This window comes from Variovorax raffinosi (assembly GCF_051216615.1).
GTDB lineage: Bacteria > Pseudomonadota > Gammaproteobacteria > Burkholderiales > Burkholderiaceae_C > Variovorax.
Window position 1 is genome coordinate 148,447 of record NZ_JBPJZR010000002.1, and the last position, 13,351, is coordinate 161,797.

13 protein-coding genes are annotated in these 13,351 nt (G+C 68.7%); 4 read left to right on the forward strand and 9 right to left on the reverse strand.

Annotated features, from left to right (window positions below; all coding sequences use genetic code 11):
* Window positions 1–5 precede the first annotated feature (5 nt).
* The gene (locus ACSFB7_RS06770; RefSeq protein ID WP_435468345.1) at window positions 6–2,126 is read right to left on the reverse strand and encodes an acetate--CoA ligase family protein; all 2,121 of its coding nucleotides are present in this window, start codon (window positions 2,124–2,126) and stop codon (window positions 6–8) included.
* Complete coding sequence (locus tag ACSFB7_RS06775) at window positions 2,123–2,917, reverse strand: enoyl-CoA hydratase (RefSeq protein ID WP_435468347.1); 795 nt, start codon at window positions 2,915–2,917, stop codon at window positions 2,123–2,125. Before ACSFB7_RS06775 ends, ACSFB7_RS06770 begins: the two co-directional genes overlap by 4 nt.
* A gap of 81 nt (window positions 2,918–2,998) precedes the next feature.
* Between ACSFB7_RS06775 and ACSFB7_RS06780 the strand changes: the two genes are divergently transcribed.
* On the forward strand, window positions 2,999–3,757 hold the full coding sequence (locus ACSFB7_RS06780; protein WP_435468349.1) for an IclR family transcriptional regulator: 759 nt from the start codon (window positions 2,999–3,001) through the stop codon (window positions 3,755–3,757).
* A 42-nt stretch (window positions 3,758–3,799) separates the two neighbouring features.
* Here ACSFB7_RS06780 and ACSFB7_RS06785 read toward each other — a convergent pair whose 3' ends face one another.
* On the reverse strand, window positions 3,800–4,729 hold the full coding sequence (locus tag ACSFB7_RS06785) for a LysR family transcriptional regulator (RefSeq protein ID WP_435468351.1): 930 nt from the start codon (window positions 4,727–4,729) through the stop codon (window positions 3,800–3,802).
* A gap of 89 nt (window positions 4,730–4,818) precedes the next feature.
* Here ACSFB7_RS06785 and ACSFB7_RS06790 point away from each other — a divergent pair, with 89 nt between their 5' ends.
* Window positions 4,819–5,031, forward strand: a complete 213-nt coding sequence (locus ACSFB7_RS06790; protein ID WP_435468353.1) for a YjiS-like domain-containing protein — start codon at window positions 4,819–4,821, stop codon at window positions 5,029–5,031.
* A 142-nt stretch (window positions 5,032–5,173) separates the two neighbouring features.
* A complete protein-coding gene (locus ACSFB7_RS06795; RefSeq protein ID WP_435468354.1) occupies window positions 5,174–5,950 on the forward strand; it encodes an SDR family NAD(P)-dependent oxidoreductase in 777 nt (258 codons plus the stop codon).
* Between the two features lie 29 nt (window positions 5,951–5,979).
* Here the strand turns inward: ACSFB7_RS06795 and ACSFB7_RS06800 are convergent, their stop codons facing one another.
* From ACSFB7_RS06800 to ACSFB7_RS06815, 4 genes are read right to left on the reverse strand one after another with little or no spacing between them, the layout of a single operon-like run.
* Window positions 5,980–8,073, reverse strand: coding sequence for a 3-hydroxyacyl-CoA dehydrogenase NAD-binding domain-containing protein (locus ACSFB7_RS06800; protein ID WP_435468356.1), 2,094 nt, complete (start codon window positions 8,071–8,073; stop codon window positions 5,980–5,982).
* A 22-nt stretch (window positions 8,074–8,095) separates the two neighbouring features.
* Window positions 8,096–8,557 carry a nuclear transport factor 2 family protein gene (locus ACSFB7_RS06805; protein ID WP_435468358.1) on the reverse strand — a complete coding sequence of 154 codons (462 nt, stop codon included), beginning with the start codon at window positions 8,555–8,557 and terminating at the stop codon, window positions 8,096–8,098.
* Between the two features lie 9 nt (window positions 8,558–8,566).
* Window positions 8,567–9,424 carry an SDR family NAD(P)-dependent oxidoreductase gene (locus ACSFB7_RS06810; RefSeq protein ID WP_435468360.1) on the reverse strand — a complete coding sequence of 286 codons (858 nt, stop codon included), beginning with the start codon at window positions 9,422–9,424 and terminating at the stop codon, window positions 8,567–8,569.
* A complete protein-coding gene (locus ACSFB7_RS06815) occupies window positions 9,421–10,320 on the reverse strand; it encodes an NAD-dependent epimerase/dehydratase family protein (RefSeq protein WP_435468362.1) in 900 nt (299 codons plus the stop codon). The genes ACSFB7_RS06810 and ACSFB7_RS06815 overlap by 4 nt, the downstream gene beginning before the upstream one ends.
* 221 nt (window positions 10,321–10,541) lie before the next feature.
* Here ACSFB7_RS06815 and ACSFB7_RS06820 point away from each other — a divergent pair, with 221 nt between their 5' ends.
* On the forward strand, window positions 10,542–11,774 hold the full coding sequence (locus ACSFB7_RS06820) for an ABC transporter substrate-binding protein (RefSeq protein ID WP_435468364.1): 1,233 nt from the start codon (window positions 10,542–10,544) through the stop codon (window positions 11,772–11,774).
* 51 nt (window positions 11,775–11,825) lie between these two features.
* On the opposite strand, the gene ACSFB7_RS06825 is transcribed toward ACSFB7_RS06820, so the two are convergent.
* The gene (locus tag ACSFB7_RS06825; protein WP_435468366.1) at window positions 11,826–12,578 is read right to left on the reverse strand and encodes an SDR family NAD(P)-dependent oxidoreductase; all 753 of its coding nucleotides are present in this window, start codon (window positions 12,576–12,578) and stop codon (window positions 11,826–11,828) included.
* Between the two features lie 140 nt (window positions 12,579–12,718).
* Window positions 12,719–13,339, reverse strand: coding sequence for a phenylacetic acid degradation protein PaaY (locus tag ACSFB7_RS06830; protein ID WP_435469935.1), 621 nt, complete (start codon window positions 13,337–13,339; stop codon window positions 12,719–12,721).
* Window positions 13,340–13,351: the final 12 nt, after the last annotated feature.

Here is a 13,351-nt window from a genome sequence, read left to right on the forward strand (position 1 = left end):
GGCTTTCAAACGGAGGGGCGCATCAGCACCAGCGCGTCGAGCGCCGCCGCGCCTTCGCCGCGCGCGCGCACCTGCAGCGGATTGATCTCCAGCTCCTGCGCCTGTGCGGCAAGTGCCGTTGCGGCATCGGACAGGGCTGAGATGCTGGCGCAGGCCGCGTCGACGTCGGCCTTGGGGCGCCCGCGGAATCCGTCCAGCAGCGGCCAGGCCTTCAGCGCGCGCAGCATGTCGCCGACCATCGATGCATCGACCGGCAGCAGGCGGTGGCTCGCGTCGCGGTACAGCTCGGTCAGAACGCCGCCGAGGCCCACGGTGAGCGCGGGGCCGAACACCGCGTCGTGCGTGACGCCGGCGATCAGTTCGGCCACGCCGTCGCGGGCCATCGGCTGCACCAGCAAGCCGTCGATGCGCGCCGATGCGTCGTACTGCCGCGCGGCGGCGAGCACTTCGGCGCACGCCGTGCGCAGCGATGCCGCATCGGCAATGTTCAGCCGCACGCCGCCGGCCTCGGTCTTGTGCGCGATGTCGGCGCTGAGGATCTTCAGCGCGACGGGCCAGCCGAACGCTTCGGCGGCACGCACCGCGGCGTCGGCATCGGTGCAGACCTTCTCCGGCAGCGACGGCACGCCGAAGCGCGCGAGCAGTGTCTTGGTGTCGTGCTCGTTGAGCTTCGCGGGCAGCGGCGGGGCCGCATCGTGCCGCGGTGGCGCCGCGCGCAAGGCGGCCCAGCGCGCCACCGCCGGACGGCGTGCCAGCCACTGGCAGTACGGAGCCAGTGCCTGCGTGGCACGGCCAAGGTCGTCGAACACCGGCACGCCGGCATCGGCCAGGCGCGCACGGCATTGCGCAGCACCCGTGTCGATGGCGACGAACAGGCGCGGATGGCGCGCGCACACGTCCACCAGCGTGTCGGCCATGCGGTCGAGCAGGTAGCCCGGGGCATAGACGATCACCGTGTCGATCGCATCGCTTTCGGCCAGCGCGGTGAAGATGGTTCGCACGAACTCGGGCTGGTTCACCACGTTGCCGGTCACGTCGATCGGGTTCGACACCATGCCGTAGTCGGGAATGCCTTCGCGCAGCGCCTGCTGCAGCGCGGGCGGCAGCGTCGGCACGTCCAGGCCCGCGCCGATCAGCTTGTCGGCCAGGATGGCGCCGAGCGCGCCCGACATGGTGACGATGGCCACGCGGCTGCCGCCCTCGCGCCGGCGAAAGCCGCTCAGGTAGGCCAGGTCGGCCATCTGCGCGAAGTCGGTGCCGCGAATCACGTTGAGCTGCTCGAAGGCGGCCTTGTACAGCGCAAGGTCGCCGGCCAGTGCCGAGGTGTGGGAGCGCACCGCCTCCGACCCCTTTTCGGTTTCGCCGGCCTTGTAGATCACCAGCGGCTTGCCCTGCGCGGCGAGCGACAGCGCGGCATCGATGAAGCGCGGGCCGTGGCGCAGTTGCTCGACATAGCCGATCACGCAATCGGTCTGCGCGTCCTGCGCGAGGAATTCGAGGTACTGCGAAAACTCCAGCGTGGCTTCGTTGCCGGTGTTGATGAAGTGGCTCACCGGCACGCCGAGGCGGCGGATCAGCGCGAACACCGCCGAGCAGACATTGCCGCTCTGCGTGAGCACGCTCACGCGGCCGGGCTGCGTCTGCGGCGGCACGTTGCGAAACACCGAGGCGAATGCCGTGTGCGCCTGCAGGTTCAGGTTGGCGAAGCCCATGCAGTTGGGGCCGGCCACCACCATGCCGCTGCGCGAGACGAAAGCCTCCAGCGTGCGCTGCAGGGCGGCACCGCCCTCGCCCGCCTCGGCAAAGCCGGCGGCATACACGATGGCCGCCGGAATGCCCTTGGCGTGGCAGCGCTCGAGCATGGCGGTCACATCCTGTGCGCCGATGGCCAGCACCACGAGGTCGGGCACCTCGGGCAACGATTCGATGTCGGGATAGCAGGTGTAGCCGAAGACCTCCTGGTACTTCGGGTTGATCGGGAACACCTTGCCCGCATAGCCGAAGTGCCGCAGCAGGTCGAGCGGCATGCCGCCGATGCGGCCGGGCTGGTTGCTGGCGCCGACCATGGCGATGGAACGCGGCTGCAGCAACGGGGCGAGGCGGTGAGGCGATGCCGCAGCGCTCATGCGCGCGCCCCCTTGATGATGGCGTTGGCCAGGCCCGCTTCCTTGGTCCGGCGGTATTCCTCGCTCACGTGGCTCAACTGGTGCACGTCGAAGTGCGCCGACAGCGCCTGGCGCATGCCCTGCACATCGACCGAGCGGTTGAGCGATTTCTTGAGCACCTGCAACGCAAAGGGCGGTGCCTGGGCGATGCGCTGCGCCAGCGCCATCGTGTCTTCGTCCAGGCGGTCGTTGGCGCTCACGCGGTTGACCATGCCCATCGCCTTGGCCTGTGCAGCCGTCAGGCGCTCGCCGGTGAACAGCAGTTCCTTGGCCTGCCGCAGCCCCATGACCCACGGATGGATCAGCACCTCGGTCGCGGCGGCGCCCATGGTGTGCGTGACCGGATCGGAGAAGAAGGCATCTTCCGACGCCACCATCAGGTCGCACATGTTCGCCAGCATGAAGCCCGCCGCGACGCACGCGCCCTGCACCTGCGCGATGGTGGGCTTGGGAAAGTCCCAGATGCGCATGCAGTAGTTGAAGTAGCGCTGCTCCTCGTAGGCCCAGCGTTCCTCCACCGTGAACTCGGCGCGCTCGGCCTGCGCCTGCTTCAGGTCATGGCCGGCCGAGAAATGCGCGCCCTTGGCGGCCAGCACGACCACGCGGGTGGCCGCATCGGTGCGGGCGGCCTCGAAGGCGAGGTCGAGTTCGTCCAGCATTTGCTGGCTCTGCGCATTGCGCGCCTGCGGGCGGTTGAGCCATATGCGGCGCACGGCGCCGGCCTGCTCGACCAGAAGAAGGGGTTCGCTCATGAAAGGCTCCTGCATTCGGTAATGCGCCGATATTCGAGCTGATATGCTCATCCTGCGATCAACAACATGGACATATCCCATATGGTGAGCAAACCTATGGAAACCCCGGGGGCGCAGAACATGCGCCGTTCGCTCCAGGTATTGCGAGCGCTGGGCGCGCACCATGAAGCGGGGTTGGCGGTGAACGAGGTGGTGGCGCTCACCCAACTGGAGCGCTCGACGGCGCACCGGCTGCTCACCTGCCTGGTCGAGGAACAGTTCGCCGAACGCGATGCAGTCACGCGGCGCTACAGGCTCGGCCTGGAAGCGATGCGGCTGGGTTTTGCCTCGCTCAAGCGGGCACCGCTGGTGGCGACCTATCAACCCGTGCTGCAGCGGCTGGCGCGCATCTCCGAAGACACGGTGTTCCTGCTCGCGCGCCAGGGCGACTACACCGTGTGCCTTGCACGGGAAGACGGCGCCTTCCCGGTGAAGATTTTCAGCACGCGCGTGGGAGACATCAGGCCCCTGGGCATCGGCGTGGCCGGCCTGGCGATTCTTTCGTCGGCCACCGACGAGGACATCGCCCGCATCCGCGCCCAGCACGCGCCGGCGTTCGACGCGGCGGGACTCACGCCGGCCCTGATGAACAAGGCCATCGCGCGCACGCGGCGCACCGGGTTTTCTGAACTGGTCGACACGGTCACGCAGGGCGTGGGCGGCGTTGGCGCCGTCATCCCCGATGCTGCGGCCCCGTTCGCGGCCATCTCCATCGCGGCCATCAAGCCGCGCATGTCGGCCGGCAGGCGGGCTGAACTCGGGCAACTGCTGCTGGAGACGCTTTCCGGGCGCGCCACCTGACTGGGCAATGCCCGAGCCGCTTCGGGCACGAGCCTCGAACATTCACTGCGATTGTTCCTGCCCCGGTGTGCCTTCTTCCTCGCCCTTTCCCAAACCGGCGAGCACGTTCAGCACATTCAAGGTCGCGCCGTCGAGCATGGCGCGCGGCCTGTGCGCCACGCCAAGCCGCCATGTCAACGCCGGCTTCAGCGGAACGACCTGGACCCGTTCGGTGGGAACCACCGCATCGGCCTCCGCTTGCAACGGCAGCAGCGCGGCACCGTAACCGGCCTCCACCAGCCTGCGAACCGCTGTATCGACGTTGAGTTCGATGCGCGGGCGTGGCGCCAGGCCCGCCGCGGCAAACCACGCCAGCGTGAGCTGGTGCATGGAGGTGTTGGCTTCGTTGAAGATCAGCGGCTTGCGGGCCAGCCAGGCCGGCGTGGCGTGCTTCGGTGCCTTCCAGCGCTGCGGCACGAAGGCCACCATCGGCTGCTCGCGCCAGGGCGAAACCACCAGGCCGGACATCACCGGCGCGGGCATGGCCACCAGCCCGATGTCGAGCGTGCCGGCGGCCAGCCGCGCGATCGCTTCGCTGGTGACGAGGATGCTCACTTCGACATCGATCTCCGAGTGCTGGGCTTCGAGCGCTTCGAGCACCTGCGTGAGCATGTCCAGCACCACGCCCGTCGAAGCACTCAGGCGCACGCGGCCGGTACGGCCTTCATGGCGCCGCCGGGTCGCATCGACGAGGTCTTCGGTGTCCCGCAGCAATTTGCGCCCGCCCTCGACCAGCACGGCACCCGGTGCGGTGGGAAGAATGCGGCCCTTGCCGCGAATCACGAGCGGTGCGCCCAGGCGCGACTCCAGCTCGCTGATGTGCAGGCTCACGGTGGGCTGCGCCAGATGCAGCGCTTTCGCCGCGGCCGCGAATGTGCCGAGGTCGACAATGGAAATCAGCGTGCGCAGTTGGTCTAGGTTGAGGTGGCGCATCGGAAACCCTGAAGGTGGGCTCAGAAATCTCGACTTCCACACTAGCACGTATCGCAGGAAGATGAGCGTTCTCCAACCAGGAGGACCTCATGGCAACGCTCACGCTCGCTGTATTACGTCGATGGCTCCTCGATGCCCTTCGCGATGGCACCCGGTACATCGAAATCCACCGTCGCCTCCGTGTCGACGCATCGCAACTGAAGGCCATGAGCGAGCACGAATTGTGCGACCTCGGCGTCGGGCGCAGCGAGGTGCCGGGCCTGCTGCAACTGGCTGGCGCGGCGCCATCGCCTCGCCCTTGAGTCCTTCGCAATCGGCGCCGGCCTGATTTGCCGGATGGTGCTGTGCGCATGGCGGCATCACGCTGCGATGCAGGCGAACGCCGGGCCACTGGGCCGCACCCCCTTCATTCGGACGATGCCCGCGCACGGCATCCGGCGCACCATGCCCTCGACATTTCTCAAGGAGCACAAGGTGGGAAAACTCGAAGGCAGGACCGCGCTGGTCAGCGGCGCCGCTCAAGGCATGGGCGAGGCGATCGCGCGCCTCTTCGTCAAGGAAGGCGCACGGGTGGTGATCGCCGACATTGCCGTGGACGCGGCCCGGCAACTGGCGCACGCGCTGGGCGAAGCCGCGCGCGCGGTGGAACTGGACGTGCGCGACCCGCAAGCGTGGGCCGGCGCCGTGGCCACCGCCGAGCAGGCCTTCGGCCGCCTGGACATCCTGGTCAACAACGCCGGCGTGCTGGCATGGCAATCCATCGAGGCCATGACGCTGGACAGCTATCGCGCCGTGATCGACGTGAACCAGGTCGGCTGCTGGCTCGGCATGAAGGCCGCGCTGCCCGCGCTGCGGCGCGCAGGCGGCGGTGCCATCGTCAACATCGCATCGCTGGCCGGGCGCCAGGGCATGCGCGACGGCTCGGCCTATGTCGCCAGCAAGCACGCGGTGCTGGGCATGAGCAAGTGCGCGGCGCTGGAGTTCGGCCCTGACAACATCCGCGTCAATGCGGTGCTGCCCGGCGCCATCGCGACACGGATGGCCGGACTGCGTCCGAGCGTACCGGGCGAGCCCGTCGTTGCGGCCTGCGCGAAGCAACCCATTCCCAGGCGGGGCACGCCCGAGGAGGTCGCGCGACTGGTGGCGTTCCTGGCCAGCGACGAGGCCGCGTACTGCACGGGCGCCGAGGTCACGCTCGACGGTGGCATGTCACTGGCCTGAAGGCGATCGCCCCCTGCCCGCCACCCGGCTCACAGGCTGTAGAAGCCCTTGCCTTCACGGGCCAGGCGCGCGAGCAGCGGCGACGGCGTCCAGTGTTCGGCACCCAGCGTCTGCTGGTAGCCCTGTATCGCGCGGTGGATGCGCTTCAGGCCGATCTGGTCGGCATGGAACATCGGGCCGCCCCGGTAGCGGGGAAAGCCAAAGCCGTGGACCCAGACCACGTCGATGTCGAGCGCGCGCGAGGCCATGCCTTCCTCCAGGATCCGGGCGCCTTCGTTGACCATGGCGAACAGGCAGCGCTCGAGAATTTCGTCGTGGGGCACCGCGCGGCGCACCAGCCCCCGGCGCTGCGAGTGCGCCGCGATCAACGCCTCGATGTCCGCATCGGGCATGGCGCGCTGCGGGTTGTCGCGGTCGTCGTAGCTGTAGTAGCCCCGTCCGGTCTTCTGTCCGTAGCGCTGCAGCCGGCAGAGCTGGTCCAGGATGTCGCAGGCCTGCTCGCGGGGCGTGAGCCGGCCCCAGCGGGCCTTGCGCGCGGCCCAGGCCACGTCCAGGCCGGCCAGATCGCTCATGGCGTACGGGCCCATGGGGAAACCGAAGTCGAACAGCACCTTGTCGATCTGCCACGGCGTCGCGCCCTCCTCCAGCATGAAGAAGCCTTCGCGCGAACGCCTGGCCAGCATGCGGTTGCCGACGAAGCCGTCGCACATGCCGACCAGCACGGCTTGCTTGCCGAGCGTCTTTCCAAGCTGCATCACGGTGGCCAGCACGTCGGGCGCGGTCTTCGCGCCCCGCACGTTCTCCAGCAGCTTCATGACGTGGGCCGGGTTGAAGAAATGCATGCCCACCACCGACCCGGGACGGCGCGTTGCGTCGGCCAGCGCGTCGATGCTGAGGTAGGAGGTGTTGGTCGCCAGGATGGCGCCCGGCTTGCAGACCCGGTCAAGTTCGGCGAACACGGCCTGCTTGGCGGCCATGTCCTCGGCCACGGCCTCGATCACCAGGTCCACGGCGCCAAGTGCGTCCCATGACATGGTCATGGTGAGCAGGGCCAGCCGTTGGTCCATGGCCGCCTGCGTCAGCGTGCCGCGCGCCACGCCGCCCGCGTAGTTCTTGCGCACCATGCCCAGGCCGCGCGCCGTGCCTTCTTCGCTGCGGCTCAGCCACAGCACCGGCAGGCCGGCATTCAGAAAGCACTGGGTGATGCCCGCGCCCATGCTGCCGCAGCCGATGACCGCGACCGAGGCGATGCCGCGCACCGGCGTGCCTTCGGGCAGGCCGGGCACCTTGCCGACTTCGCGTTCGGCAAAGAACAGGTGCCGCAATGCGTCGGACTGCGGCGAAGCCAGCAACGCCCGCGACAGTTCGCCTTCGCGCGCCAGGCCTTCGGTCAACGCCAGTTCGCAAGCCCCGCGAATCGCCTGGATGCCGCGAGCGGGCGCGAGAAAGCCCCTGAATTTTTTGGCGACGCTGGCCTCCCAGCCGTCGAAGACCCGCGGATCGACCGGCGCGACGGGTGGCTCGCCGATGCGGCGCATCGGCCGCGTGCCCGCCACGACCTCTTCGGCAAAGGCCAGGCTGCCGGCCAGCAGGTCGCCGTCGATCACGGCATCGATGGCGCCCAGGGCCATCGCCCGGGCCGCACCGATGGGGTTGCCTTCGACGACCAGCCGCAGCGCTTCTTCCACGCCGATGAGCCGGGGCAGGCGTTGCGTTCCGCCGCAGCCGGGCAGGATGCCGAGCTTGACCTCCGGCAGGCCGACCTGGGCCGAGGCCAGCGCCACGCGGAACTGGCAGGCCAGCGCCAGCTCGAAGCCGCCGCCGAGGGCCGTGCCGTGCATGGCGGCGATGACGGGCTTGGCGGACCGTGCGATGGCACTCACCACCTCGGCCAGCTGGGGCTCCCGCATCGGCTGGCCGAACTCGCGGATGTCCGCGCCGACGATGAAGGTGCGGCCCTTGCAGACCAGCACCAGCGCATCCAGCGCGGGGTCCGAGCCCCCGCGCAAGACCGCCTCCAGCAGGCCGGCCCTGACAGCCTGCGACAAGGCGTTGACCGGCGGCGAGTGGACGGTGATCACACCGATCCGGCCGTGCGTGGACAAGGTGACAGGCAGGGTCATTTCAATTTCCGAAGAGAAGAGTTCAACCGCGCCCCGGCCTCGGTTCCACGCGCTCCAGCCGCATCGTGCGGGTCAGCCAGCGCCCCTGCACCCGCGCATAGTCTTCGTGGTAGCGGCCGCTGCCCTGCCAGTGGCGCCAGCCATCCGCAGCGGCGGCGTCGGGGAACCACAGCCGGTCTTCCATCGACCAGATGCCGCGGGCGGCGGTGGACGATTGCAGCGTGATGAAGGGCATGCCCGCGACATGCAGCGTGACGGCGCCGGCGAACAGCGTCGACACCTTGTCCACGAAGCTGTCGCGGCCGCGCCATCGGCCCTGGCCGCCGGTGTCCGTGGTGGCATCGGGCGTGAAGAGTTCGCGCAGCTCATCCCATCGCTGGCCGTCGACGCACAGGCAGTAGCAGGCCTTGAGCTGCCGGATCGCTTCCATGGCCTCCAGGGCATCGACGGACGCCATCGCGGCCGGCCGATCATGCGCGTCCATGCCCACCGCCTAGATGGAAAAACCGGAGCCACTGACCAGCGGCGCGTTGGTCCAGTGGCCTTCGGGCGTGCGATAGAAACCGCCCGCCGCGAGCGCGCCGCCATCGACGTGCAGGGTCGTGCCGGTGACCCACGACGACAACTCGCTGGCCAGGAACACGGCGGCACCGGCCACGTCGCGCGGCCGCCCGTAGCGCCCGAGCGGCACCCAGTGCTGCGGGTTCTCGCGCAGCAGGGGCGGCAGGCCCGACAGGTCCACCTGGAGCGAATCGGTGGTCTCCGGGGCGATGGCATTGACGCGGATGCCGCGCGGCGCCTGGCCCACCGCCAGGCTGCGCGTGAATCCGATGAGGCCGGCCTTGAAGGCCGAATACACCGGGCAATTCGGAATGCCGCGAAACGCCTCGATGGTGCTCAGGTTGATGATGGAACGGTCGCCCTCGGTGCGCAGCATCAGCGGCAAGGCCGCGCGCGTGACGCGAAAGACCTGCTTCAGGTTGATGTCGTAGAGCTGCTCCCACTGCGCCTCGGAGTGCCGCTCGAAGCGCCCGAAGATGCGCAGGAAATCGCCGACGTTGTTGACCAGCACATCCAGCCGGCCATAGCGTTGTTCGATGGCCGCGATGCAGGCATCGACTTGCCCGGCATCGCGCACGTCGGTGCAACTGACCAGCGCATCCACGCCCTGCGCATTGAGCGCGGCCTGCAGGCTCGCGGCGCGCCCGGGGTCCGCCTCGGCGACGGCGACGCGCGCGCCCAGTTGCGCATAGGCCAGGGCGATCGCGCGGCCGATGCCGGCGCCGCCACCGGTCACCCACGCGACCTTGCCGTGCAGGTCGATGCTCGGTGGCATGCTCGTCGGTGTCATGGGTGCCTGTACTGGGCGACGATCTCTTCGATCGCCCGGTCGATGTCGTGCCGGTCGTAGCCCAGCAGTGCCGTCTGCGCCGGATCGGGTTCGAAATACAGGGTGCCGCCCAGCCCGGCGAAGCTGGACGCCAGCGGATGGTCTTGCGCCAGTTGCGGGATCGCCGCCGTGTTGCCGACGGCGCGAAAGAAGGCCGTGAAGTAGTCGAGGAAGGACAGGTTCTGGTCACCGACCAGATAGGCGCGTCCCGGTTCGCCGCGCGCCAACGCACCTTCGATCGCCTGCGCCAGCGAGCGTGTCGACATGAAGTTGACGCCGCCCGTCGGCGCGAACACCGGGATCTTCGCGACCAGCCCCTGCGCATAGTGGGTCAGCCGCTCGAACGCGCGCGAACCGAGGCCGGGGACGGCGCCGAGCATGTAGGGCGGATTCAGGCAGACGACGCTGAAGTCCGGCGTGCAGAGCGCGCGCACGGCCTCGTCGACGCGATGGCGCGACAGGATGTAGGGGTTGCCCTCGATCAATCGCGGCGCAGCCTGCGGATAGAAGCTGCCGATGTTGACGGCGCGCCGCACGCCTGCGTCACGGGCCTGCGCAAAAAAGCGCGGCACCGCTTCCACGTTGGCGCGCTCCCAGTGCGCAGCTGCATCGTCTCCCTTGCGCAGGTGGCGCGGGTCCTGCCCGGCCGCGAACACCATCGCGTCGAAGCGCGCGAGATCGGCGCTCCTGAAACTGCCGGCCACGTAGTCGCCCTGAAGAAATTCCATGGCCACCATCGGCGTCGTCTCGGCCGGTGGGTTGCGCGAGGCGATCGTGACCTCATGCCCTGCGGCAGCCAGATGCAGGGCCGCATGCCCGCCAATCATTCCGGACCCGCCGACGACGAGAATATGCATGGGGCTCCTTGTCCGATGGATCGGGGAAGAGAGTTCCCCGCGAGGCCCATTCTTGCTTTCGCCCCCGCGCAGGTCTTCGTCTGTTCGGACTAGAAAAACATCGCGCAGACCTTAGTCCGACTGGACGATGCCCGCCCACCCCGAAGTACAGACCATCCGCACTGAAGCACCGCGCGTGCGCGGCAAGCCTCGCATTCTTTCAATAACGATGGAGCAGACAAATGAAGCCTTCGCGAGCCCCTCACCGGGCCCCTGTTTTTTCCCCTGCCCGGCGCACCCTGGTCGCCGGGCTCGTCGCCGCTGCCTGCTGCCTGCCGGCGCTGGCCCAACCCGCCGGCGAGCCCGTGCGCCTGGGCGCGCTGGTGTCGGTGACCGGCAACCCGGCCAACGGCCTGACCTCGCTGGCCGGCTACAAGATGGCGGTCAATGAAATCAACAAGTCCGGCGGCATCCTCGGGCGCCAGGTCGACCTGTTCGTCGGCGACGACGCCAACGACCCGACCCAGGCGGTCACCGCCGTCAAGCGCCTGATCTCCAAGGACAGGATCCAGGTCCTGGTCGGCCCCATGGTGAGCCAGGCGACGCTGGCCATCGCACCGGTACTGACCGAGGCCCGCATCGCCAACATCAGCGTCTCCGGTTCGTCGGCCATCACGCCCAAGGTGGCGCCCTACCACTTCAGCCTGTTCACCAGCATCGAGGCCGTCTCCGAGGCCATGACCGACTACATCGCCAACGTGCTGAAGGTGAAGTCGGCGGCGATCATCACCGACACCGGCAGCCAGGGAAAGTCCGCGCAGGACAACCTGCAGCGCATGCTCGCGGCGCGCGGCATCAAGGTGACCGGCACGCAGCAGCATGAGCCGCACATCACCGACATGACCTCGCAGATCCTGTCGCTGCGCCGGGGCAACCCCGAGGTGCTGCTGCAGGTCAGCAGCACGGGCGACGACACCGGCTCCATCCTCAAGAACCTGGACGAGGTGGGCTGGAAGGTCAAGCTGGTCAGCAACTCGGCCGCGTTGAACGTTCCGATGGTCATGCGCACCGGCGGCCCCGATGCGTTCAGCAACGGGCTGACCGCCGGCCAGCTGCTCAAGGCCTACACCTACTGCCCCGGCGATGCGGTCGGCCAGACCGAGTTCGGCAAGTTCGTCACGAAGCTCAAGGCCGCCGACAGCAAGAACTTCGCGCAGCTCAACCAGCAGGTCGTCAGCATGGCCTATGACGGGGTCTACATCGTGAAGGCCGCCATCGAGGCGACCCAGTCCTTCGACGGCCCGGTGCTGGCGGCATGGATCGAGAAGAACGCCCAGACCGTCAAGGGGCGCATCAACGGTCCGCTCTCGGCATCGCCCACCAACCACTTCCTGGTGGGCACCGACGCCATCGTGTTCGTCACCCGGCCCGACAAGAAACGCGAAGACGGCCTGCCCGAACGCAGCTGCATGTAGGAACACGAACGAGGCGGCCCGCCGTGCAGGCGCGGGCCGCCGCATCGCCGTTCACAGCATCCAGTTGCCCCCGTTGACCAGCAGCGTCTGCCCGGTCACGTAATTGCTCGCATCGCCCGCAAAGAACGAGACCACGCTGGCGATCTCCTCCGGCTCGGCGATGCGCTGCATGGGAATGCCCGCGATCACCTTGTCCATCAGGTCCTTGGGCGCCTGCTCGATGGCGCGGGTGCGCGTGGCACCGGGGCCGATCACGTTGACGTTGACCTGGAAGGGTGCCATCTCGCGCGCCAGGGCGCGCGTGAAACCGATCACGCCGGCCTTGACCGCCGCGTAGTCCCAGTTGCGCAGCACGCCGTTGACGGCCGCTTCCGAGGTCACGTTGATGATCTTGCCGCTGCGGCGCTCGCGCATCTGCGCCACCACCTGCTGCGAGCACAGCACGCAGGTCTTGAGGTTCACGGCGAACAGGAAGTCGATGGACGCCAGGTCGGCCTGCAGGAACTCGTGCGTGTTCTCACGCGCGCCCTGGCCGACGTTGTTGAACAGGATGTCCACGCGCCCGAAGCGGCGGTCGATGCCGGCGAAGGCCTCGCGCACCGCGGCCTCGCTGGTGCAGTCGATGGCGTACGTCTCGGCCTGCCGGCCGAGCGCGCGCACGTCCTCGGCGGTCTGGCGCAGCCCGGCCTCGTCGCGGTCGAGCAGCGCGATGTCCGCGCCGTCGCGTGCCAGCCGCAGCGCCGCCGCATGGCCGATGCCGTTGGCGCCGCCGGTCACGACGGCGATTTTTCCTTGCAGGGTCATGTCTTGTCTCCTTGGGGTTGTTGTGCGGGTCTGTTGCGCAGGGCGTGCATGCGCACCGACGCCATGACCTTATCGAAGCGTGCCCGCGCGCTCATCGTCCAAGCGGACGATTCACCCCGCCGGCATCGTTCCCTCGCGGCTCAGGGCGCCGTGGCATCGCGCCTGCGCGACAGCCGCTCATGCGCCTGCAGCGCGAACGCCACGCTCTTGCGATCGGGTTCGATCTCGGTGCTCGCCTCGACCGCCCGCAGGGTGCGCAGCGACACGGCCGCCAGGCGCTGGTACTCGGTCGTGCCTTCGGACTTCCGGATCACCTCGTCATCGGTCATTGCGCGCACCACCCGCGCGGGAATGCCGGAGACCATCGAGCGCGGCGGCACCACCATGCCCTTCTTGACGAAGCTCAGGGCCGCCACCAGGCTGGACTCGCCGATGACGGCGTTGTCCATGACGATGGCGTTCATGCCGACCAGCACATTGCGGCCGATGCGGCAGCCGTGCAGGATCGCGCCGTGGCCGATGTGGCCGTCGGCCTCGACCACCGAGGCCCGTCCGGGAAAGCCGTGCATCACGCAGGTGTCCTGGAAGTTCACCCCGTCCTCCAGCACCAGTTGTCCGAAGTCGCCGCGCAGGCAGGCGGCCGGGCCGATGTAGCACCGCGCACCGACGATCACGTCGCCGATCAGCACCGCCGTCGGATGGACATAGGCCGAGGGATGCACCACTGGCCGCACGCCATCGAATTCATACACCATCGTCATCGCCGGGCGCCC